Origin of the sequence: Enterobacter cloacae complex sp. 397G4 (genome assembly GCF_050031515.1) — a bacterium.
Lineage (GTDB): Bacteria > Pseudomonadota > Gammaproteobacteria > Enterobacterales > Enterobacteriaceae > Enterobacter > Enterobacter hormaechei_C.
The window spans coordinates 1,741,780-1,761,766 of the sequence record NZ_JBLGWE010000001.1; the positions used below are offsets into that span (position 1 = coordinate 1,741,780).

Genomic DNA, 19,987 nt, shown 5'->3' on the forward strand with positions numbered 1-19,987 from the left:
AAGGAAAAATAAATGTCTTTAATTAGTATGCATGGCGCGTGGCTCTCTTTCAGCGACTCACCGCTTCTCGATAATGCAGAACTGCATATCGAAGATAACGAGCGCGTCTGTCTGGTGGGCCGTAACGGCGCAGGTAAATCGACGCTAATGAAAATCCTCAACCGTGAGCAGGGGCTGGATGACGGCCGTATTGTTTACGAGCAGGATCTGATCGTCTCTCGTCTGCAACAGGATCCGCCGCGTAACGTCACCGGCAGCGTGTACGATTTTGTGGCCGAAGGGATTTCAGAGCAGGCGGAATACCTCAAGCGTTATCACGAGATTTCGCATCTGGTGATGACGGACCCGAGCGACAAGAATCTCAACGAGCTGGCAAAAGTGCAGGAGATGCTCGATCACCACGGCCTGTGGCAGCTGGAAAACCGCATTAACGAAGTGCTGGCCCAGCTTGGCCTGGAAGCGGATATGGAGCTGTCGGCGCTCTCCGGCGGCTGGCTGCGTAAAGCGGCGCTGGGTCGTGCCCTGGTGAGCGGGCCTAAGGTGCTGCTGCTGGACGAACCGACGAACCACCTGGATATCGAAGCGATTGACTGGCTGGAAGGGTTCCTGAAAACCTTTAACGGCACCATTATCTTCATCTCCCACGACCGTTCGTTCATCCGCAACATGGCCACGCGCATTGTCGATCTCGATCGCGGCAAGCTGGTGACCTATCCGGGCGATTACGATACCTATCTGCTGGAGAAAGAAGAAAACCTGCGCGTGGAAGAGCTGCAAAATGCCGAGTTCGACCGCAAGCTGGCCCAGGAAGAGGTATGGATCCGTCAGGGCATTAAAGCGCGTCGTACCCGTAACGAAGGCCGCGTTCGCGCCCTGAAGGCGATGCGCCGCGAACGTAGCGAACGCCGCGAAGTCATGGGTAGCGCCAAAATGCAGGTGGAAGAGGCGTCCCGCTCGGGCAAGATTGTCTTCGAAATGGAGAACGTGAATTATTCGGTTGACGGCAAAGTGCTGGTGAACGATTTCTCCGCTCAGGTTCAGCGCGGCGACAAAATTGCGCTGATCGGCCCGAACGGGTGCGGTAAAACCACACTGCTGAAACTGATGCTCGGTCAGCTCCAGGCCGACAGCGGTCGTATCCACTGCGGTACCAAACTGGAAGTGGCGTACTTCGACCAGCACCGCGCCGAGCTGGATCCAGACCGTACGGTGATGGATAACCTCGCCGAGGGTAAACAGGAGGTCATGGTTAATGGCAAGCCGCGTCACGTGCTGGGCTACCTTCAGGACTTCCTGTTCCACCCGAAACGCGCTATGACGCCGGTGCGCGCGCTGTCCGGGGGAGAACGTAACCGTCTTTTGCTGGCGCGTCTGTTCCTGAAACCCAGTAACTTATTGATTCTCGATGAACCGACTAACGATCTGGATGTCGAAACGCTGGAACTGCTGGAAGAGTTGATTGATGGTTATCAGGGAACCGTGATGCTGGTCAGCCACGATCGTCAGTTTGTCGATAACACCGTGACCGAGTGCTGGATCTTCGAAGGCAAAGGACGCATCGGGCAATATGTGGGCGGCTATCATGACGCGCGTGGACAGCAATCGCAGTCGCTGGCGCAAAAACAGGCGAAGACCAAAAATGTCGCTGAACCTGTTGTTGCAAAGGCAGAAACTGTCAAAAAGTCTCCTGCTAAAATGAGTTATAACTTGCAGCGCGAGCTGGAAGGGCTGCCGCAGCGTCTGGAAGAGCTGGAAGCTGCACTGGAAGCACTGCAAATCCAGGTCGCTGATGCGTCATTCTTTACGCAGCCTCACGACTATACTCAGAAAGTATTGGCTGAACTCTCCCAGGCTGAACAGGCGCTGGAAGAGGCATTTGAGCGCTGGGAGTACCTTGAGTCTCTGAAAAACGGCGCATAAACAGGGATAATCTATGTGTGACCAGCACCATGCCGATCGGCATATATTATGCTCGCAATGCGATATGCTCGTGGCGTTGCCAGAGCTTGGTCACGGACATAAGGCTGCCTGCCCGCGCTGCGGCGCTACGCTGACGACCGAGTGGGACGCGCCAAGGCAGCGTCCTACGGCTTATGCGCTGGCAGCCTTATTCATGTTACTGCTCTCCAATCTCTTCCCTTTCATCTATATGAAAGTGGGCGGGATGACCAGCCAGGTGGATTTACTGGAAATACCAGGCGTGATGTTCTCGGAAGATTACGCCAGCCTTGGCACCTTCTTTCTTCTTTTCGTGCAGATCGTCCCGGCTTTTTGCCTGGTCGTCATTCTGCTGCTGGTCAACCGCGTCAGGATGCCCACTGTCCTTAAAATCAAACTCGCGCGGATCCTGTTCCAGTTGAAAAGCTGGGGGATGGCGGAAATTTTTCTCGCGGGTATCCTGGTCAGCTTCGTGAAGCTGATGGCCTACGGCGATGTGGGGATTGGCAGCAGCTTTATTCCGTGGTGTCTGTACTGCGTGCTACAACTGCGCGCGTTCCAGTGCGTGGACCGACGCTGGGCCTGGGACGATATTGCCCCGGCGCCGACGCTCTCGCAGACGGTAAAGGTGGGCGTACCGGGTATCCGTCAGGGGCTTCGCTCCTGCTCGTGCTGCACCGCCGTGCTGCCCGCGGATGTCGAGGTGTGTCCGCGCTGTGAAACAAAAGGTCACGTCCGGCGCAAAAATAGCCTGCAATGGACCATGGCGCTGCTGGTGACCTCTGTCATGCTCTATCTGCCCGCCAATATCTTGCCGATCATGATCACCGATCTGCTCGGCGACAGAATGCCCTCGACCATACTGGCCGGGGTGATTTTGCTGTGGAGCGAGGGGTCTTACCCTGTAGCAGGCGTCATATTCCTCGCCAGTATTATGGTTCCGACCTTAAAGATGATTGCCATTGCCTGGCTTTGCTGGGATGCAAAAGGGCACGGTAAGCGAGACAGCGAGCGTATGCATCTGATTTATGAGGTCGTGGAATTTGTTGGCCGCTGGTCGATGATTGACGTGTTCGTGATTGCGGTTCTCTCAGCGCTGGTGCGTATGGGGGGGCTGATGAGTATTTATCCCGCTATGGGGGCGCTGATGTTTGCGTTGGTCGTCATTATGACCATGTTTGCGGCCATGACCTTCGACCCTCGTTTATCGTGGGATCGTGAGCCCGATTCAAGCCATGAGGAAGAGTAAGAGCATGGAAAATAAGAGTGGAGAGGCTAAAGTGCAGAAGGTCAGAAACTGGTCGCCGGTGTGGATTTTCCCCATCGTGACCGCGCTGATCGGTGCATGGATCCTGTTTTATCATTACAGCCATCAGGGACCGGAAGTCACGCTAATTACTACCAATGCAGAGGGGATTGAGGGCGGAAAAACCACCATCAAGAGCCGCAGCGTGGATGTGGGTGTCGTGGAAAGCGCGACCCTGACGGATGATTTAACCCATGTTGAAATCAAGGCCCGCCTGAATGCCGGCATGGAAAAACTGCTCCATGAAGATTCTGTTTTTTGGGTAGTGAAACCGCAGGTCGGGAGAGAAGGGATCAGCGGCTTAGGGACGCTATTGTCCGGGGCTTATATTGAACTCCAGCCCGGCAACAAAGGCGCCCAGCCAGCAAACTATCAGCTGCTGGATTCACCGCCGCTTGCGCCTCCGGATGCAAAAGGGATCCGCGTTATTCTGGACAGCAAAAAAGCGGGCCAGCTCTCGCCGGGCGATCCGGTGCTGTTCCGTGGATATCGCGTCGGTTCGGTTGAAACAAGCACCTTCGATCCGCAAAAACGGACCATCAGCTATCAGCTTTTTATCAATGCGCCTAATGATCGCCTGGTGACCAGCAACGTTCGCTTCTGGAAAGACAGCGGGATCGCGGTGGATCTGACCTCTGCGGGGATGCGCGTTGAGATGGGTTCACTCACCACGCTGTTTGGTGGGGGCGTCAGTTTTGATGTGCCGGAAGGTATCGATCTGGGACAACCGGTGGCGGAGAAAACCGCCTTCAGGCTGTTTGACGATCAAAAAAGCATTCAGGATGCGCTCTATACCGATCACATCGACTACCTGATGTTCTTTAAGGACTCTGTACGCGGCTTGCAGCCTGGGGCGCCAGTTGAGTTCCGGGGTATCCGTCTGGGGACCGTGGGACAAGTGCCTTACTTTGTTCCGGGACTCAAGCAGATGCTTGATGATGATTATCGTATTCCGGTGCTGATCCGCATTGAGCCTGAGCGTTTGATTAACCAGATAGGCGAGGACCAGGATATTGGGGAGCATATCAGCGATCTGATGAATCGCGGTCTGCGTGGCTCGCTGAAAACTGGCAACCTGGTCACAGGGGCGTTATATGTCGATATGGACTTCTATCCAAAAGCGCCACCAATGACGGGGATCCGTGAATTTGGCGGCTACAAAATTATTCCTACGGTCAGCAGTGGCCTGGCGCAGATCCAACAGCGCCTGATGGAAACGCTGGATAAGATCAACAATCTGCCGCTGAATCCAATGCTTGAGGCCGCGACGGGATCACTGCATCAGAGCCAGGCGACGATGCAACGTCTGCAAACCACGCTGGATAATATCAACAAGATCACTGCCAACCAGTCCATGCAGCAGCTGCCGCAGGATATGCAGAAAACGTTGCGCGAACTGAATCGCAGTATGCAGGGCTTCCAGCCGGGCTCAGCGGCTTACAACAAGATGGTGGCGGATATGCAACGTCTTGATCAGGTTTTACGCGAGCTACAGCCCGTTCTGAAAACGCTCAATGAAAAGAGCAACGCGCTGGTGTTTGAAGCGAAAGACAAAAAGGATCCTGAGCCTAAGAGGGCGAAACAATGAAAAAATGGCTAATCATCGCAGGCGCACTGGTATTAACGGCCTGTAGCTCTGGAAGCGATAACAAAAGCTACTACCAGTTGCCGTTAAGCGCGCAATCCGGTGCGCAGAGTAGCACCTCGCAGGGCAGCCGTCTGCTGTGGGTTGAACAGGTTGCCGTGCCAGATTATCTGGCGGGCAACGGGGTGGTCTACCAGACCAGCGATGTGCAGTACGTTATCGCCAACAATAACCTGTGGGCCAGCCCGCTGGATCAGCAGCTACGCAATACGCTGGTGGCGAATCTGAGCAGCCAGCTTCCTGGTTGGGTAGTCGCCTCGCAGCCTCTGGGAAGCGATCAGGATACCCTGAATGTTAACGTGACGGGATTCCATGGCCGCTATGATGGTGCGGTTGTTATCAGCGGGGAGTGGCTCTTGAATCATCAGGGCCAGCTGATTAAGCGTCCTTTCCATCTGGAACTGAAGCAGCAGAAAGATGGCTATGACGAAATGGTGAAAGTGCTTGCGCAGGGGTGGGCACAGGAGTCGGCTGCTATCGCAAGAGAGATTTCCCGGCTGCCATAAGTAAAATTCATCGACGAAAGCCGCACTCAGCTCCTTGCTGATTGCGGCTTTTTTTTTGTTTTATGTTCAGTTTGTTACTTGTCCCGCGTCACATTTTTTGTACAAACGATCTTCCATGTAGCTCACAAATATGACACCCGTATGAATTTTGAACGTTGACGCTGACGCCGATTCGGGGTATTCGTTAACTGTGCTTGCACATATTGCAACCACTGTTTTCTTTCCACCAGACAAAAGAATGAGGGAAACGAGGCATGAAGAGACAGAAACGAGATCGCCTGGAAAGGGCTCATCAACGTGGTTATCAGGCTGGCATCGCCGGACGTTCAAAAGAAATGTGTCCCTATCAGGCCCTGAATCAAAGGTCCCAATGGCTAGGGGGCTGGCGAGAAGCCATCGGAGACAGGGCAGTACTTGCTTGATACCGTCTCTTTAAAAAGAAACCTCCGCAATGCGGAGGTTTCGCCTTTCTGGAAGGGGCTAAATGCCGTTATCAGAAAGCGGAGGTATCCTGGAACAGACCCACTTTCAGGTCGTTCGCGGTATAGATAAGACGACCATCTACCAGCACTTCACCGTCCGCCAGGCCCATAATCAGGCGGCGGTTAACGATGCGTTTGAAATGGATACGGTAGGTGACCTTCTTCGCGGTAGGCAGAACCTGACCGGTGAATTTCACTTCGCCTACGCCCAGCGCACGGCCTTTACCTTCACCGCCAAGCCAGCCCAGATAGAAGCCAACCAGCTGCCACATGGCATCGAGGCCCAGGCAGCCAGGCATTACCGGATCGCCAATAAAGTGGCAACCGAAGAACCACAGGTCCGGGTTGATATCGAGTTCTGCTTCTACGTAACCCTTATCAAAGTTGCCGCCGGTTTCGGTCATTTTCACGACACGGTCCATCATCAGCATATTTGGGGCCGGTAACTGCGGGCCTTTCGCACCAAACAGTTCACCGCGACCAGAGGCAAGAAGGTCTTCTTTAGTATAGGATTCGCGTTTATCTACCATGTTCTCAGTAAGCCTTATTTTAGTGAAGGACGCAGGATAGCTAACACGTGTACGCTGAACAAGTCCGATCAGTTAGCACTAAACCAACTTAACCAGCGTAACGGCCACGGATAACGATGACGAGCATCCTGCTGTGTCGCCTGAGCTATACGTTCCTGAATGGTCTGCATCAGGGTTGTCTGGCCTTCGCCGTCCCAGACCAGGTTTGTCAGTAAGGGTAGAGCATCCTCAACCCCTTCGATGGCCCAGACGGCGAATTGTTCCTGCTCTACCGCATCCAGAATCGCCTGACTCAGGCTCAAATGGCGAGCGTTAGGCGCCGGAATAATCACGCCCTGTTTGCCGTTTAAACCTCGCTGCTGGCAGATAGCAAAGAAGCCTTCGATTTTCTCATTCAGTCCACCCACCGGTTGAGCACGACCAAACTGATCTACGGAACCGGTAATCGCAATATTCTGATTAATCGGTACGTCTGCAAGCGCGCTGATCACGGCGCACAGCTCTGCCATCGAGGCGCTGTCGCCGTCGACTTCACTGTAGGACTGCTCAAAGGTCAACGAGGCAGAGAAGGGGATCTGCTGCTCCAGCTGAAGTTCAGACATCAGGAATGCCTGCATGATCATCATGCCTTTGGCATGAATGTTTCCGCCCAGTTCGGCCTTGCGTTCGATATCGGTAAATTCGCCGTCACCAATGTGCACGACACAGCTGATACGGGAAGGCTCGCCAAAGGCGCGCGGGTGTCCGGGGAACTCGATGACGGACAAGGCGTTGATTTGCCCGATACGTTCGCCTTCGGTCTCCACCAGAATCTGTTCCAGCAGAATTTCATCCTGCATACGGTCAGCAAGATAACCTTCACGCCATTCACGCTGGGCCAGCATCTGGCTAAGCTGCTCACCAGTAAACGGACCGTTGCCGCTGATAACGCCCACTTCACGCAGCTGTTTACCGATCCAGAGCGGGCAGAGCGGCAGGGTTTCCTGATCGCCAGTGTAGCGTACGGCCTCGCGGATTAAGCCCGGCCACGCATCCTCGGCAGGCGAGGGCAGCGCGAAACGTTCCGCCACGGCCATAACCCACTGACACCACTGCGCCATGTCATCGGCATCGGCGATCTGAATATTGTCTTCAAATTCACTGTAAACCGCCTGCTCCGCGAGTTCTGGCTCCATTTCCTGGAAATCAGCCAGAGATTCACGGTCACCCGTCAGCACGACGGTCAGCGACAGCGGCATAGACGGAATGGAAACAGGCAGCGGACGTGAATCGTCGTAGCCTATCCAGTCAAAACGTTGCTGCATCACCACCGTTTTCAGGCGCATCCACAGCAGAGGCTGTGCGAGCAGGGTGTGAAGGGAGATGAGCAACACACCACCGTTCGCGCGGTGTACCAGACCGGGTTGCAGTGACACATCGCCATTGAACTGACGAAGGCAGCCGAACAGCTGTTCTGCTTCCACCCAGTTGGCGGTGATCACTTCGCCTTTTGCAGCGAATTGTCCGTCTGCCTGCGTGGCAGGTCCGAAGGTCACGTCACGTCCGGCAATATGATACTGACCACCAAAAACGGCATTCGTTTTTGGATGCAACTGGCGCATGGCATCACCGAGAAGCGTCAGATACTCGGCTTCTTCCGGGGCTTTGAGCAGCATGAAAGGAGATGTAGCCCATGGGGATGACATCTGCTCCAGCGCGTAATGCAAACGCGGTTGTGTATCGCTAAGTATGAATTCGTGTTCTTTTGTGAGGTCTGGCTGTGCAAACAGCTCCTGATAGCTCTCGGTATCCGGAACCAGGTCACGCCATGCAAGTTTCGTAATGGTCAAAGTTGATGTTTTTTAGTCAGAAGTAAAACCGTGGAGTATACCGTAAGCGGCGCACTCTGCCCAATCAGGATTCGGGTTTTCGTCATGCGGATCGCCTGCGGCGTTTCACAGGATATGATTTCTTTTCAGCAGATTGCCAAAAAACTGATATTCTGAACAGAGTTACACGGTAACACTGAGATCGCAATGAAATATCAACAACTGGAAAACCTCGAAAGCGGCTGGAAATGGAAGTACCTGGTCAAAAAGCACCGTGAAGGGGAGCTGATCACCTGCTACATCGAAGCCAGCGCGGCACAAGAAGCTGTGGATATGTTGCTGACCCTCGAAAACGAACCGGTGCAGGTCAACGGCTGGATTGAGAAACACATTAATCCGGCCTTGTTAAACCGGATGAAGCAAACTATCCGAGCTCGTCGTAAACGGTATTTCAATGCCGAGCATCAGCACACCCGTAAGAAATCCATCGACCTGGAGTTCATGGTCTGGCAGCGTCTGGCCGGGCTTGCGCAGCGGCGCGGGAAAACCCTGTCGGAAACGGTGGTGCAGCTGATTGAAGATGCCGAGCACAAAGAGAAGTATGCCAGCCAGATGTCGACGCTGAAGAACGATCTACAGGCACTGTTAGGTAAAAAATAAGCTTTTTACTTTTCTTCAGATAATAAAAAACCCCGCATCGCGGGGTTTTTTTATAAGACGATAACTTATGCCGCAGGCTGAGTTACAACGTCTTTGATACCTTTAACTTCGATCTCTACGCGACGATCTGGTGCCAGGCAGTCGATCAGTGCAGCGCGTGGTTTCACGTTGTCACAGGTAGAACCGGTAACTGGGTTAGATTCGCCCATACCACGTGGGGAGATCTTGTTAGCTGGGATACCTTTAGATACCAGGTAATCAACTACAGACTGAGCACGTTTCTCAGACAGACCCTGGTTGTAAGCGTCAGAACCGATACGGTCGGTGAAGCCCAGAACCACTACAGAACCGTCTTTAGGATCCAGGTTGCTCAGCTGGGTGTACAGCTGATCCAGTGCCTGCTGACCTTCTGGTTTCAGGGTAGCTTTGTTGAAGTTGAACAGAACGTCAGACTTCAGAGTGAAGTGCTTGGTCTGTACTTCTGGAGCTGGAGCCGGAGCTGGAGCTACGACTGGCGCATCTTCCTGCTGACCGAAACGGTAAGAAACACCAACGCTCAGCATGCCGTTGTCTGGACGAACGCCAACGGTAGCACCGTCACCGATGTTGTTAACCCACTGGTATTCCAGACGGGTAGCGATGTCACGGGTCATTGCCCACTCAACGCCACCAGCGAATACTGGGGAAACACCAGTGTCGTGGTCGTCACCAGCGATGCTGTTGCTGGAGTCTGCACGCCATACCATGCCGCCCAGACGGGTGTACACGTCCAGATCGTCAGTTACTGGGTAACCCAGTTTAGCGGTCAGCTGTACGCCTTGAGCTTTGAAAGCGCCATTTACGTTGTCGCCTTTGTAAGGCATACGACCTAACCAGTCGTAACCCATTTCAAAGCCAACATACGGGTTAACCTGATAGCCACCGAACGCACCTGCACCCAGCTGGCTCTCGTGAGTAGGGCCATCGTTGTTCAGGCTGCTGTTGTACCAACCGGTGTCATGGAACTGAGACCAGCCCAGTTTACCACCTGCATACCAGGTATTATCTTTCGGAGCGGCCTGCGCTACGGTAGCGAAGCCAGCCAGTGCCACTGCAATCGCGATAGCTGTCTTTTTCATTTTTTGCGCCTCGTTATCATCCAAAATTTGCCATGAATATCTCCATCGGAGGAATCACGGTTAAATCCTTCACCGGGGGGCGTGGTCAAATATAAACCTACCGATATCTTCGGCTTAGGCCGAGCACCCCTGGCGATGTAAAGTCTACAACGTAGCTGAAAACTTACAAGTGTGAAGTCCGTCAGGCATATGAAAAAAAAAGTTCCGTATACCTAATATTTAACAATTTTTGAACGAATTTTGTGCAGTAAAATTAACGAGAACCGCGTCAGACAAGCCTTGCCGCAGTTTTGGCGCGTTGAACTTTTTTTGCATACTGCGGTCGAAAAAAATTCCAGGAAAACTCTTAAAATGACTCAATGGTACACATTTGAGTGAATTTTTAGCCCGGGATGTTGTCCTCTGCGATAGGAATCTCCACGAACCGGCCGCATGATGAAACCCATCGCGTTACCTTCTTCAGCCGCTTCAGTCAGACGCAAATGTTCCTCTTGCGACAGATCCTCAGGCAACCACCCAATCACGACGCTATAGTTCCCGGTACGTAATGCCCGGACCATCGACTCGACCGTATCGCAAGGGGAGAGTTGATTAATCTGCATCACCTTCGCTAACGGCAGGCCAGCCGACTGAACCCATTCACGACTTAATTTTTGCTGTGGCGTCAGCCAGAGCTGCCAGCGAGACTGTTGCCCGAGCTGCTGCAAAAGCGGCAGGAGTAAGAGTTGTGTTAACAGCGGCTGGTCTTCACGGTAAACCACTTCACTGATAAGCCCTGTCGATACACGCCCGATAGAATTCTGCGCAGCATTGCCTGCGGCAGAAGTGGAAGGTGTTAAGTGATTTGCATAGCCTGAAGTGTACATATTCATTCCAGCCCTGTAGTTACTGTATGGATATACAGTAACCCCTGTGTGCATAAAGATCAACCTCATTTTCGGAAAGCGACTCGCAAATTTCATCCATTCCTGGTGAACCTGAAAAAATCATCTTGCCCAACGGCAATAAGTTGCCTATTTTCCTGCTAACGGATCCGTTAGTAAGAAATATCGTGTTTACTGTATGATTTTTAATGGAATTATCATGAAAAAGATATCTTATGATCGGATTTATCAATCTCAGGAATACCTCTCTCCGCTGGGCGAAATTCATCATCGCGCCCTGTTTGGCGGTTATACCCTGGCCGTGGATGAAGCGGTGTTCGCGATGGTGTCTGACGGCGAGCTGTACCTTCGCGCCTGTGAGCAAAGTGCAAAATACTGTGTAAAAAACGCCTCCTCTTTTCTGATCCTGATGAAACGAGGACGGCCAGTGCTGCTTAATTACTACCGTGTGGATGAAGGTCTGTGGCAAAACAGGGAAAAGCTGCTTCAGCTCTCCTCGTTTGCGCTCGATGCCGCCAGGAAAGAGCGCTACCAACGCCATCAGCGTAACCGGCTTAAGGATCTGCCGAACCTGACCTTTCAGATTGAGGTCCTGCTTATGGAGGCGGGCATTACCAATGAAGAGACGCTACGACAGTTGGGGGCGAAGACGAGCTGGCTGAAAATGCGCTCTAAGAATAAAGCGCTGAGTATCCGGGTATTGTTCGCGCTTGAAGGCGCCATCGAAGGGTTACATGAAGCGGCACTCCCGGCGGATATTCGCCGGGAGCTTATGGAGTGGTTTAATGCGCTGCCTGAGTCGCAGGGCCATCATTCCGCCAGGTAGCGATCTTCTGTCGCAGCCGACAAATTTCCGGCAGCAAAGCGATAAGCAGGCCAATTTGCTGTAGGACCAGCGGAGCTTTGTTGTCGGTGCCAGGATCAAGGTGTGCGATACGTTGCACCAGTTCATCCAGTGCCTGGTGAACCCGTGGCTCATCCGCAGGTTGATGATGAAGCGCATCATCAACGTAGCAAACGGCGTCGTCCAGCAGCGCCAGGATGCCCGGATTTGTCAGTTTCTCACGGTGGGCGCCAAGGGTAGAGATATAGCTGGTGAACGTGTGGTTCAGACACAGCAGGCGGAAGGCTGTCTCCCGGATTTCTGCCGTGGCGCGCGGCTCAGTTGACATATTCGAGACAACGGAAGCCAGCTCTGCGTCCGTGTTATGCGCATCGCGACGGGCAATCCGATAGGCCAGACGGTTATCGCGACCCTGATGGTATTGCTCAAGAATAGCATCCAGATAGCGGCAGTTGGCGTTCATTGCTCTGTCGGACACGCGCGGTAAGTTACGAAAACGCCAGTCCGGCCAGATAAAGCTCACCGCCGCCCAGGCAATGGCGCAGCCGATTAGCGTGTCGATCACGCGGGGGAGGGCCACTTCAAAGCCTTCACCCAGCAGATTGAAGCAGAGCAGCACCAGCAGCGTGATGAACATCGTGGCGTGGGCGTACTGCACATTGCGGAAGGCGAAAAACAGTACACCGGTAATCACGATCAGGATCAGTTGCCCTTCTACGGATGGCACAAAGTAGAGCACCGGTAGCCCGATGGCGACCCCGACTAATGTCCCGACAATACGCAGCGCGAGCCGATGGCGGGTAGCGTTATAGTTCGGCTGGCAGACAAACAGGCTGGTCAGCAGGATCCAGTAACCGTGGTGCAACCCTGTTATCTGGATAAATGCATAGCCGACGCACAGAACCAGCGACATCCTTACCGCATGGCGAAAGAGGGCGGATTCCGGCGTAAAATGACGGCTCAGGCGCAGCCACATATCGCTGAAACCGTTGAGACTGTCGTCGGCAAGCTGGTTGTCGGCGTCATTGCCCGGCATTGCCATCGCCTGTTCAGACTCAATGGTGGCGAGCTGAGCATCGATGGCTCTCAGGTTGTTGAGCAAGAATCCCAGGGCTTTGAACTGTTCCGGCGATGTCCCACTGGCCTGAACGCGATCGAGGGCCGCATCCAGATGACTGAATGCGCGTTCAAAGCGAGGATCGTGCTGATAGGGCGTGCGCAGCAGTATTGAGCGCGCAAGTTGCTGGCAGGCCTGAGACTGCATCGACAGCAGGCGCTGGAAACGGAACATCACGTCGCTGTAGCGGAATTTCTCGCGCAGGTCAGCGTACTGCACATGCGAGGAGCTGGCGCGCTCGTGAATATCCTGGGCGACAAAGTAGTAGTGCAGTGTGCGCCGGGTACCGCGCTGACCGCGATCGCCGCGCAGACGGGTGAGCAGAGACGCTTTGGTCTGATTCAGCGTGGCGACCAGTTGGCCATTTGCCAGCGCCAGATCGTACAGGGGCGCCTGGCTGTCCTCTTCAATATCCGGATCAAACAGCCGGGATTTCAGCTCCAGATAGTGGGCCAGCTGTTCGTAACTGCGGGCAATGTTGTCCTGTAAGGCACGAACCGGAAAAATAAGATGCCCGGTTAAGGTCAGCAGGTTATACCAGATAGCGCCCAACAGCAGCAGGACCGGTTGTTGATACCACTGATCGTAAAGAGAGACGCCCAGCATGGTGTAAATGGCAATCAGCAGGGCGCCAAACGCGATAGTGGCGTAGCGTTGCCCGAGGCCGCCGAGCAAAATGAAGCCGCTGGTAGACACCGTCAGCCCTAAGGCAAACAGCCAGGGCCAGGGGAAAAGCAGCTCAACGGAGGCGGAAGCAATAAAGAAGCAGACCAGCGTGATGACCAGATTACGCAAACGACCGGCCAGGCGGTCGTCGAGATCCGCCAGCGCACCGGCCACCACCCCAAGCGTGAGGGGGATGGTGAGCTTCACATCATTCAGCCACCACGGCAGAGTGACGGTGCCGCTGAGGGCGATAAAGATCCTGACGTTATACAGCCAGTTACTGTTCCACGTATAGCGACGAAGCAGGGGGCTTAGCATGAGTGCGGCCAGTCCTTATTACTGAAAACGGCGACGGGCGTTGGCTTCACGCGCGGCTTGCGCGACTTCGACCGGGACAACACGGCGTCCTACCGGCCACAGGGCGATGGTAGCAATTTTGAAATTAGCGATGCCAACCGGAATGCCTATAATCGTGATGCACTGGGCGATACCGGCGAAGATATGCATCAGACACAACCACCAGCCAAAGAAGATCAGCCATAAAATATTCAGCAGCGTGCCGCCGGTATTCATCAGGGCATTTTTTCTTTCCGGCTCCAGCTCATCCACGTGTACGGCTTCATTTCCATAAGGAACGAGGGACAGTTTGGTGATTTCCCAGCAGGAGCGCGTCAGCGGAAGGGTGAAGATGAGCACGATGCTCACCAGAGTGGCAAAAAGCCAGGAAAGGGTGGTGGCAAAACCGCCAAGGACAAAATTCAACACATTCAGAACGGTACGCATAAACCCTCATTTCCTTCGATATGATTAACGCCCGGTGATTGTAACGTTTTTTTGGGCTGGAGCACCTTAAAACTGGCAGTTAAACTGTCTGACAAATTATGACCTCGTGGATCCGGCAGGATATGGAACTGAAAGCAACTTCAATGGGCAAACGCCTGGCGCAGCACCCTTACGACAAGATTGTCCTGCTCAATGCAGGAGTGAAAGTCTCCGGTGAACGCCACGAATACCTTATTCCGTTTAATCAGCTACTGGCCATTCATTGTAAACGAGGGCTGGTATGGGGGGAGCTGGAGTTCGTCCTGCCGGCAGACAAAGTGGTGCGACTCCACGGGACCGAGTGGGCGGAAACCCAACGCTTCCACCATCATCTGAACACGCGCTGGCAGCAGTGGAGCCAGGAGATGAGCGTGATTGCCGCACAGGTTCTGCAACAGGTGCTGGACGATATCGCGCTAAGCAATACGCAGCAGAAGTGGCTGACGCGCCAGCAAACCGCCGGGCTTAAGCAAAAAATCGCCCAGGCGCTGACGGCATTGCCTTTACCGGTGGCGCGGCTTGAGGAATTTGATAACTGCCGCGACGCGTGGCGGAAGTGCCAGGCCTGGCTGAGCGATATCGAGAAAAGCCGTCTGGCGCATAACCAGGCCTGGACTGAGGCGATGCTTACGCAATATGCCGACTTCTTCAGTACGGTGGAGTCATCGCCCCTCAATCCTGCCCAGGCGCGCGCCGTGGTGAATGGCGAGCAGTCTTTATTGGTGCTGGCAGGTGCCGGGAGCGGCAAAACGTCGGTGCTGGTGGCGCGCGCGGGTTGGCTTCTGACAACGGGCGAGGCGGTTGCCGACCAGATTTTGCTGCTGGCCTTTGGTCGCAAGGCTGCGCAGGAGATGGATGAGCGCATTCAGGCGCGTTTGCATACCCAGGATATCTCGGCACGCACGTTCCACTCCCTCGCTTTACACATCATTCAACAGGGCAGCAAAAAAGTTCCTGTTGTCAGCAAGCTGGAGAACGACGCTCAGGCTCGCCAGGCGCTGTTTATCAAGGCATGGCGTCAGCAGTGCAGTGAAAAAAAGGCGCAGGCGAAAGGCTGGCGTCAGTGGCTTGAAGAGGAACTCAACTGGGAGGTGCCGGAGGGCAGCTTCTGGCAGGATGAAAAGCTGGCGCGCCGGCTTGGCTCTCGTCTCGACCGGTGGGTAAGCCTGATGCGCATGCACGGCGGCTCTCAGGCGGAGATGATAGAAAGCGCACCGGAGTCGATCCGCGCTGTGTTTTCTAAGCGGGTTAAGCTGATGGCGCCGATGCTGAAAGCGTGGAAAACCGCGCTGAAAGACGAAAACGCGGTCGATTTTTCCGGGCTGATCCATCAGGCCATTATCATTCTGGAGAAAGGGCGCTTCGTCAGCCCGTGGAAACACATTCTGGTGGATGAGTTTCAGGATATCTCGCCGCAGCGCGCTGCGCTGCTTTCGGCGCTGCGGGCGCAGAATAAATACACGTCGCTGTTTGCCGTGGGCGATGACTGGCAGGCTATCTACCGTTTCAGCGGGGCGCAACTATCCCTCACAACGGCCTTCCACCACTATTTTGGGGAAGGCGATCGCAGCGATCTGGACACCACCTACCGCTTCAACTCGCGGATTGGCGAAATAGCCAACCGTTTTATTCAGCAGAACCCGCACCAGCTGTCGAAACCGCTTAACAGCCTGACGTCGGGGGATAAAAAGGCCGTCACGCTGCTGGCGGACGATCAGCTGGAACCGTTGCTGGATAAACTGAGCGGCTATGCGAAACCGGATGAGCGCATTCTGGTCCTGGCGCGTTATCATCACCTCAAGCCGACGGCGCTGGAAAAAGCGGCGACGCGCTGGCCAAAACTTCAGCTCGATTTTATGACCATTCACGCCAGTAAAGGGCAGCAGGCCGACTACGTGATTGTGGTGGGGCTAAAAGAGGGGAGCGACGGTTTCCCTGCACCGGCGCGGGAATCCGTGATGGAAGAGGCGTTATTACCTGTTCCGGAAGATTTCCCGGATGCAGAGGAGCGGCGTTTACTGTACGTGGCGATAACCCGCGCGCGCCATCGCGTGTGGCTCTTGTTCAACAAAGAGGAGCCGTCGGTGTTTGTCGATATTTTGAAAAGTATTGACGTGCCGGTGGCGAGAAAGCCGTAACGCGCCGGGCAAATTCTGTAGGCCCGGTAAGCGCAGCGCCACCGGGCAAAAAACTACTTCAGTCTCTCCGCAAGATAACGCTGATAATCCGGGATCAAAATCTCCACCGGATCGTTAAACTGCGGCGATTCAATGATGAAATCTGCCGTTGAAAGATTGGTGGCCACCGGAATGTTCCACACCGTCGCCAGACGCAGCAGCGCTTTAACGTCCGGATCATGCGGAACCGCGTTCAGCGGATCCCAGAAGAAAATCAGAACGTCAATTTTACCTTCTGAAATCTGAGCACCTACCTGCTGGTCACCCCCCATCGGGCCGCTCAGCATGGCATTCACTTCCAGACCGGTTTCGCGGTGGATCAGGTTGCCGGTTGTTCCCGTGGCAGAAAGGGCATGATGCTGTAAAAGAGGCTGATGGCGACGAACCCAGTTAAGCAGCATTTGTTTACAGTGATCGTGCGCAACCAGAGCAATGTGCTTGCGCGCCGGAAGTGTGCGTGTTGTCAGTTCCATAATCTTATCCGTGAGGTTACCTCGTTACACGATGACGGGAACTGGCTGATGCTGCAAGAGAAAGGACGAAAAAATGTGGCTTACGACGAAGGTTGTTGCTTCGCCCATTGCAGAAAACGGGCGCGCGTGTCCGGATCGGCATTCTGGAACCAGAACTTGAGGCGTTGCTCAGTAAGGGTCTGCGACTGAGGGGGGAGTACATCCAGCTCCGATACGCCCGAAAGCAGGGTACTGTCATCCGCCATCATGGTGGCGAACTGGGGCAGCGAGGCGCGCCTGCTGGCCCTGTTGTAGGTCTCGGTGTCCGCTTCATAGTCTGTTCCCTTTGACCTTTTTGTCAGCGCCAGAATATCCAGTTTTACCGGGATGGGCATGGAGTCCCCGTCCACCAGTTCAATGCGCGGCGAGGCATCAAATGCCAGTGACTCCTTTTCTGTCTCAAGGCGTGGGAGACGAAAATTGACCTGGCTGATACGCTGGGTATTAAAGCTGACCACCAGCGGAGGCGAAATGTACACCTGCTGTTCGTTGTCGGCGAGGCGAATAGTCTTTTCCACCCGAAAAACCACCTGGTGCGGGCCGTTATCCAGCTCGATACTGTCTGCACCCCGCAGCAGGGAGCTGGAGACTTTTTTCCCGTCCAGCACCAGCAGGTCAATGTCGGTTGAGAGTCTGAGGGTGGTTGCGAAAACACAAACCGGCATGATTAACGCAACCATAGCCCAGGCAATGCCGGTTTTCATAGCAGACTCCTGTAGACAAACTACCCGGTAAGAATGTATCAAAAGTTTTCGACAAACACGTTTACTAACATATAGACATATTCTGCCGTTTTGCCCTCATACTTCTGTATGGGATGCGTGGTTGAGATGTCCGCTTTGACGTACACTTTGAAAAAAGCCAGGAGGAAGAGCATGAAAGAGAACGACATTGTCGAGATTCTGACGTCCACGCGCACTATCGCGCTGGTCGGCGCGAGCGATAAACCGGATCGCCCAAGCTATCGGGTCATGAAATACCTTCTGGATCAGGGTTATCACGTGATCCCGGTCTCGCCGAAGGTGGCGGGGAAAACGCTGCTGGGCCAGCAGGGCTATGCGACGCTCGCGGACGTGCCGGAAAAGGTGGATATGGTGGACGTTTTTCGTAATTCAGAGGCGGCCTGGGGCGTGGCGCAGGAGGCGATTGCCATCGGCGCGAAAACGCTGTGGATGCAGCTGGGCGTGATTAATGAGCAGGCGGCCGTGCTGGCGCGCGATGCCGGGCTGAAGGTGGTGATGGATCGCTGTCCGGCAATCGATATTCCCCGTCTGGGGCTGGCAAAATAAAAAAAGCCCGTTTGACGGGCTTTTTTACACCTTTAGTTGCGCAGTCTTGGTGCCTGTAACTGTTTGCGGATGGTCTGAGCAAGCTCGTCCATAGTGGGTTGTTCCGGATGCTCATCCTGTAGTTCACCACTCAGCTGCGCTTCGGCAAGATAGGTATGGACAGGCTGACCATCGTCGCCCTCCATAACCACATGATACCAGGGCGCGGCGCGAAGCTCTGCGTCAACGGCCAGATCGTCTGCTGACGGTTCATCAAGGGAATACTCCGGGTCGATATCCACGACCACACCCAAATATCCAAGCAAGGTGTGGCGGACCTGCTGGCCGATACCGAATTTGCTGGCAATCATAGTCACCTCCCGGGAAACATTACATACACACTATGTGCGGGCAATATTTCTCTTTTCAAGTTACATGACGCGACAGGCAAACCCTTTCAGATACAGCCCTTCCGGGTAGGTAGCGTTCACCGGGTGATCGGCGGCCTGACGGAACTGCTCTATAAATTGTACATCACGACCCGCATCTATTGCGGCATCGGCGATGATTTTTTGGAATAAATCTGTCGTCATCAGGCCAGAGCAGGAGAACGTCAGCAGCACGCCGCCCGGGTTCAGCAGCTGGATCGCCAGCATGTTGATGTCTTTATAGCCACGGCAGGCGCCCATCAGCTGGCTTTTGTTTTCAACAAACTTCGGCGGGTCCATCACGATGACGTCAAATTTCTCGCCCTGGTCGCGGTATTTACGCAGCAGTTTGAATACGTCGTCGCGCACAAACTCCGCTTTGCTCAGATCCAGCTTGTTCAGCTCAACGTTCTGCTTCGCCACGTCCAGCGCTTCCTGTGAGGTGTCGACGCTCACCACCTGAGCACAGCCGCCCATCAGGGCAGAGACCGCAAAGCCGCCGGTATAAGAGAAGCAGTTCAGCACGCGTTTATCGGCAACGTACTGGCGCGTTGCCAGACGGCTGTCACGCTGGTCGAGGTAATAACCGGTCTTATGGCCGCCCTGGATATCCACCAGCAGCTTCATGCCATGTTCTTCGATAGGCAGCAGGGCAGGCGGCAGTTCGCCGGTGACCGGGCCTTGCGTCAGCTCCATGCCCTCTTTTTTACGTACCGCCACGTCGCTGCGGTCGTAAATGGCACAATCCGGAAACAGGGTTTGCAGGGCGCTAATCAGCGCGGCACGCTGGTATTCCGCCCCGGCGCTCAACAGCTGCAACACCAGGAAATTGCCGAAGCGGTCAATGGTCACGCCCGGCAGCCCGTCGGACTCTCCGGCAATCAGACGATAGCTGTCCAGCCCGTCACGCTTTGCCAGCCACTCGCGCCACTGCTGCGCCTGTTGCAAACGACGGACAAAGAAGTCGATATCGATGGTTTCTTCTTTATCGAATGTCCAGACGCGCGCGCGGATCTGAGATGCTGGCGAGTATGCGCCGCGTGCTAACCATTTCCCCTGATGGTCAACAATATCGATGGTTTCACCGAGGCTGGCTTTACCTTCCATGCGGGCAACCGCGCCGGAAAAGACCCAGGGATGACGGCGCAGTAATGACTTCTCGCGCCCTTTGGCTAACACTAAACGTACACTCATAATTTGCTATTCTGTCGATTCCAATGAAATGGCCGCCATTTTCCCGACTTTAGTGAGGAAATGCAACGCGCCAGTCGGATAA

The 19,987-nt window shown here is 54.4% G+C and carries 19 protein-coding genes; 9 read left to right on the plus strand and 10 right to left on the minus strand.

Annotated features, from left to right (window positions below; translation table 11 throughout):
- The first annotated feature begins 12 nt into the window (after positions 1-12).
- The 5 genes from ACQG1Y_RS08165 (at position 13) to rmf (ending at position 5,817) form a co-directional block, all read left to right on the plus strand.
- On the plus strand, positions 13-1,920 hold the full coding sequence (locus tag ACQG1Y_RS08165; RefSeq protein ID WP_023296269.1) for an ABC transporter ATP-binding protein: 1,908 nt from the start codon (positions 13-15) through the stop codon (positions 1,918-1,920).
- A gap of 13 nt (positions 1,921-1,933) precedes the next feature.
- Complete coding sequence (gene pqiA, locus ACQG1Y_RS08170; protein ID WP_017693685.1) at positions 1,934-3,187, plus strand: membrane integrity-associated transporter subunit PqiA; 1,254 nt, start codon at positions 1,934-1,936, stop codon at positions 3,185-3,187.
- Between the two features lie 4 nt (positions 3,188-3,191).
- Positions 3,192-4,832 carry an intermembrane transport protein PqiB gene (pqiB, locus tag ACQG1Y_RS08175; RefSeq protein ID WP_015570901.1) on the plus strand — a complete coding sequence of 547 codons (1,641 nt, stop codon included), beginning with the start codon at positions 3,192-3,194 and terminating at the stop codon, positions 4,830-4,832.
- Positions 4,829-5,395: a membrane integrity-associated transporter subunit PqiC gene (pqiC, locus tag ACQG1Y_RS08180; RefSeq protein WP_017384809.1), complete on the plus strand. Its 567-nt coding sequence runs from the start codon at positions 4,829-4,831 to the stop codon at positions 5,393-5,395. The genes pqiB and pqiC overlap by 4 nt, the downstream gene beginning before the upstream one ends.
- A gap of 254 nt (positions 5,396-5,649) precedes the next feature.
- Entirely contained in the window at positions 5,650-5,817 is a 168-nt protein-coding gene (gene rmf / locus ACQG1Y_RS08185) for a ribosome modulation factor (protein WP_003858162.1), read from the plus strand.
- Positions 5,818-5,888: 71 nt separating this feature from the next.
- On the opposite strand, the gene fabA is transcribed toward rmf, so the two are convergent.
- Both fabA and ACQG1Y_RS08195 read right to left on the minus strand, forming a co-directional pair.
- Entirely contained in the window at positions 5,889-6,407 is a 519-nt protein-coding gene (fabA, locus tag ACQG1Y_RS08190) for a bifunctional 3-hydroxydecanoyl-ACP dehydratase/trans-2-decenoyl-ACP isomerase (RefSeq protein ID WP_000227926.1), read from the minus strand.
- A 68-nt stretch (positions 6,408-6,475) separates the two neighbouring features.
- Positions 6,476-8,236 carry an AAA family ATPase gene (locus ACQG1Y_RS08195; protein WP_426736727.1) on the minus strand — a complete coding sequence of 587 codons (1,761 nt, stop codon included), beginning with the start codon at positions 8,234-8,236 and terminating at the stop codon, positions 6,476-6,478.
- 186 nt (positions 8,237-8,422) lie between these two features.
- Here ACQG1Y_RS08195 and matP point away from each other — a divergent pair, with 186 nt between their 5' ends.
- The gene (gene matP / locus ACQG1Y_RS08200; RefSeq protein WP_368740692.1) at positions 8,423-8,875 is read left to right on the plus strand and encodes a macrodomain Ter protein MatP; all 453 of its coding nucleotides are present in this window, start codon (positions 8,423-8,425) and stop codon (positions 8,873-8,875) included.
- A 65-nt stretch (positions 8,876-8,940) separates the two neighbouring features.
- On the opposite strand, the gene ompA is transcribed toward matP, so the two are convergent.
- On the minus strand, positions 8,941-9,993 hold the full coding sequence (gene ompA / locus ACQG1Y_RS08205) for a porin OmpA (protein WP_017694761.1): 1,053 nt from the start codon (positions 9,991-9,993) through the stop codon (positions 8,941-8,943).
- Positions 9,994-10,349: 356 nt separating this feature from the next.
- Entirely contained in the window at positions 10,350-10,859 is a 510-nt protein-coding gene (sulA, locus tag ACQG1Y_RS08210; protein WP_026094322.1) for an SOS-induced cell division inhibitor SulA, read from the minus strand.
- Positions 10,860-11,076: 217 nt separating this feature from the next.
- Between sulA and ACQG1Y_RS08215 the strand changes: the two genes are divergently transcribed.
- A complete protein-coding gene (locus tag ACQG1Y_RS08215) occupies positions 11,077-11,703 on the plus strand; it encodes a TfoX/Sxy family DNA transformation protein (protein ID WP_368740691.1) in 627 nt (208 codons plus the stop codon).
- Here the strand turns inward: ACQG1Y_RS08215 and yccS are convergent.
- Both yccS and ACQG1Y_RS08225 read right to left on the minus strand, forming a co-directional pair.
- Entirely contained in the window at positions 11,660-13,822 is a 2,163-nt protein-coding gene (gene yccS / locus ACQG1Y_RS08220) for a YccS family putative transporter (protein ID WP_133982570.1), read from the minus strand. The two genes, ACQG1Y_RS08215 and yccS, sit on opposite strands and share 44 nt — an antisense overlap.
- 18 nt (positions 13,823-13,840) lie before the next feature.
- A complete protein-coding gene (locus ACQG1Y_RS08225) occupies positions 13,841-14,287 on the minus strand; it encodes a YccF domain-containing protein (protein ID WP_003858149.1) in 447 nt (148 codons plus the stop codon).
- A gap of 122 nt (positions 14,288-14,409) precedes the next feature.
- Here ACQG1Y_RS08225 and helD point away from each other — a divergent pair, with 122 nt between their 5' ends.
- A complete protein-coding gene (gene helD / locus ACQG1Y_RS08230) occupies positions 14,410-16,464 on the plus strand; it encodes a DNA helicase IV (RefSeq protein ID WP_414234593.1) in 2,055 nt (684 codons plus the stop codon).
- 53 nt (positions 16,465-16,517) lie between these two features.
- Here the strand turns inward: helD and mgsA are convergent, their stop codons facing one another.
- Together mgsA and csgI are read right to left on the minus strand one after the other, a co-directional pair.
- On the minus strand, positions 16,518-16,976 hold the full coding sequence (gene mgsA / locus ACQG1Y_RS08235) for a methylglyoxal synthase (protein WP_003858146.1): 459 nt from the start codon (positions 16,974-16,976) through the stop codon (positions 16,518-16,520).
- Positions 16,977-17,056: 80 nt separating this feature from the next.
- Positions 17,057-17,719: a curli synthesis inhibitor gene (gene csgI, locus ACQG1Y_RS08240; RefSeq protein ID WP_045907436.1), complete on the minus strand. Its 663-nt coding sequence runs from the start codon at positions 17,717-17,719 to the stop codon at positions 17,057-17,059.
- A gap of 171 nt (positions 17,720-17,890) precedes the next feature.
- On the opposite strand from csgI, the gene ACQG1Y_RS08245 reads away from it, so the two are divergent.
- On the plus strand, positions 17,891-18,304 hold the full coding sequence (locus tag ACQG1Y_RS08245; RefSeq protein ID WP_006809337.1) for a CoA-binding protein: 414 nt from the start codon (positions 17,891-17,893) through the stop codon (positions 18,302-18,304).
- Between the two features lie 32 nt (positions 18,305-18,336).
- Here the strand turns inward: ACQG1Y_RS08245 and hspQ are convergent, their stop codons facing one another.
- Both hspQ and rlmI read right to left on the minus strand, forming a co-directional pair.
- Entirely contained in the window at positions 18,337-18,654 is a 318-nt protein-coding gene (gene hspQ / locus ACQG1Y_RS08250) for a heat shock protein HspQ (protein WP_003858136.1), read from the minus strand.
- Between the two features lie 60 nt (positions 18,655-18,714).
- Positions 18,715-19,905: a 23S rRNA (cytosine(1962)-C(5))-methyltransferase RlmI gene (gene rlmI / locus ACQG1Y_RS08255; protein ID WP_368740690.1), complete on the minus strand. Its 1,191-nt coding sequence runs from the start codon at positions 19,903-19,905 to the stop codon at positions 18,715-18,717.
- Positions 19,906-19,987 lie beyond the last annotated feature (82 nt).

Coding starts and splice junctions, on each gene's coding strand:
- rmf (WP_003858162.1), top strand. CDS start 5,650: ATGAAGAGACAGAAACGAGATCGCCTGGAAAGGGCTCATCAACGTGGT.
- rlmI (WP_368740690.1), bottom strand. CDS start 19,905: ATGAGTGTACGTTTAGTGTTAGCCAAAGGGCGCGAGAAGTCATTACTG.
- ACQG1Y_RS08165 (WP_023296269.1), top strand. CDS start 13: ATGTCTTTAATTAGTATGCATGGCGCGTGGCTCTCTTTCAGCGACTCA.
- pqiC (WP_017384809.1), top strand. CDS start 4,829: ATGAAAAAATGGCTAATCATCGCAGGCGCACTGGTATTAACGGCCTGT.
- csgI (WP_045907436.1), bottom strand. CDS start 17,719: ATGAAAACCGGCATTGCCTGGGCTATGGTTGCGTTAATCATGCCGGTT.
- hspQ (WP_003858136.1), bottom strand. CDS start 18,654: ATGATTGCCAGCAAATTCGGTATCGGCCAGCAGGTCCGCCACACCTTG.
- fabA (WP_000227926.1), bottom strand. CDS start 6,407: ATGGTAGATAAACGCGAATCCTATACTAAAGAAGACCTTCTTGCCTCT.
- mgsA (WP_003858146.1), bottom strand. CDS start 16,976: ATGGAACTGACAACACGCACACTTCCGGCGCGCAAGCACATTGCTCTG.
- pqiB (WP_015570901.1), top strand. CDS start 3,192: ATGGAAAATAAGAGTGGAGAGGCTAAAGTGCAGAAGGTCAGAAACTGG.
- sulA (WP_026094322.1), bottom strand. CDS start 10,859: ATGTACACTTCAGGCTATGCAAATCACTTAACACCTTCCACTTCTGCC.
- ACQG1Y_RS08225 (WP_003858149.1), bottom strand. CDS start 14,287: ATGCGTACCGTTCTGAATGTGTTGAATTTTGTCCTTGGCGGTTTTGCC.
- ompA (WP_017694761.1), bottom strand. CDS start 9,993: ATGAAAAAGACAGCTATCGCGATTGCAGTGGCACTGGCTGGCTTCGCT.
- yccS (WP_133982570.1), bottom strand. CDS start 13,822: ATGCTAAGCCCCCTGCTTCGTCGCTATACGTGGAACAGTAACTGGCTG.
- matP (WP_368740692.1), top strand. CDS start 8,423: ATGAAATATCAACAACTGGAAAACCTCGAAAGCGGCTGGAAATGGAAG.
- ACQG1Y_RS08245 (WP_006809337.1), top strand. CDS start 17,891: ATGAAAGAGAACGACATTGTCGAGATTCTGACGTCCACGCGCACTATC.
- ACQG1Y_RS08215 (WP_368740691.1), top strand. CDS start 11,077: ATGAAAAAGATATCTTATGATCGGATTTATCAATCTCAGGAATACCTC.
- helD (WP_414234593.1), top strand. CDS start 14,410: ATGGAACTGAAAGCAACTTCAATGGGCAAACGCCTGGCGCAGCACCCT.
- pqiA (WP_017693685.1), top strand. CDS start 1,934: ATGTGTGACCAGCACCATGCCGATCGGCATATATTATGCTCGCAATGC.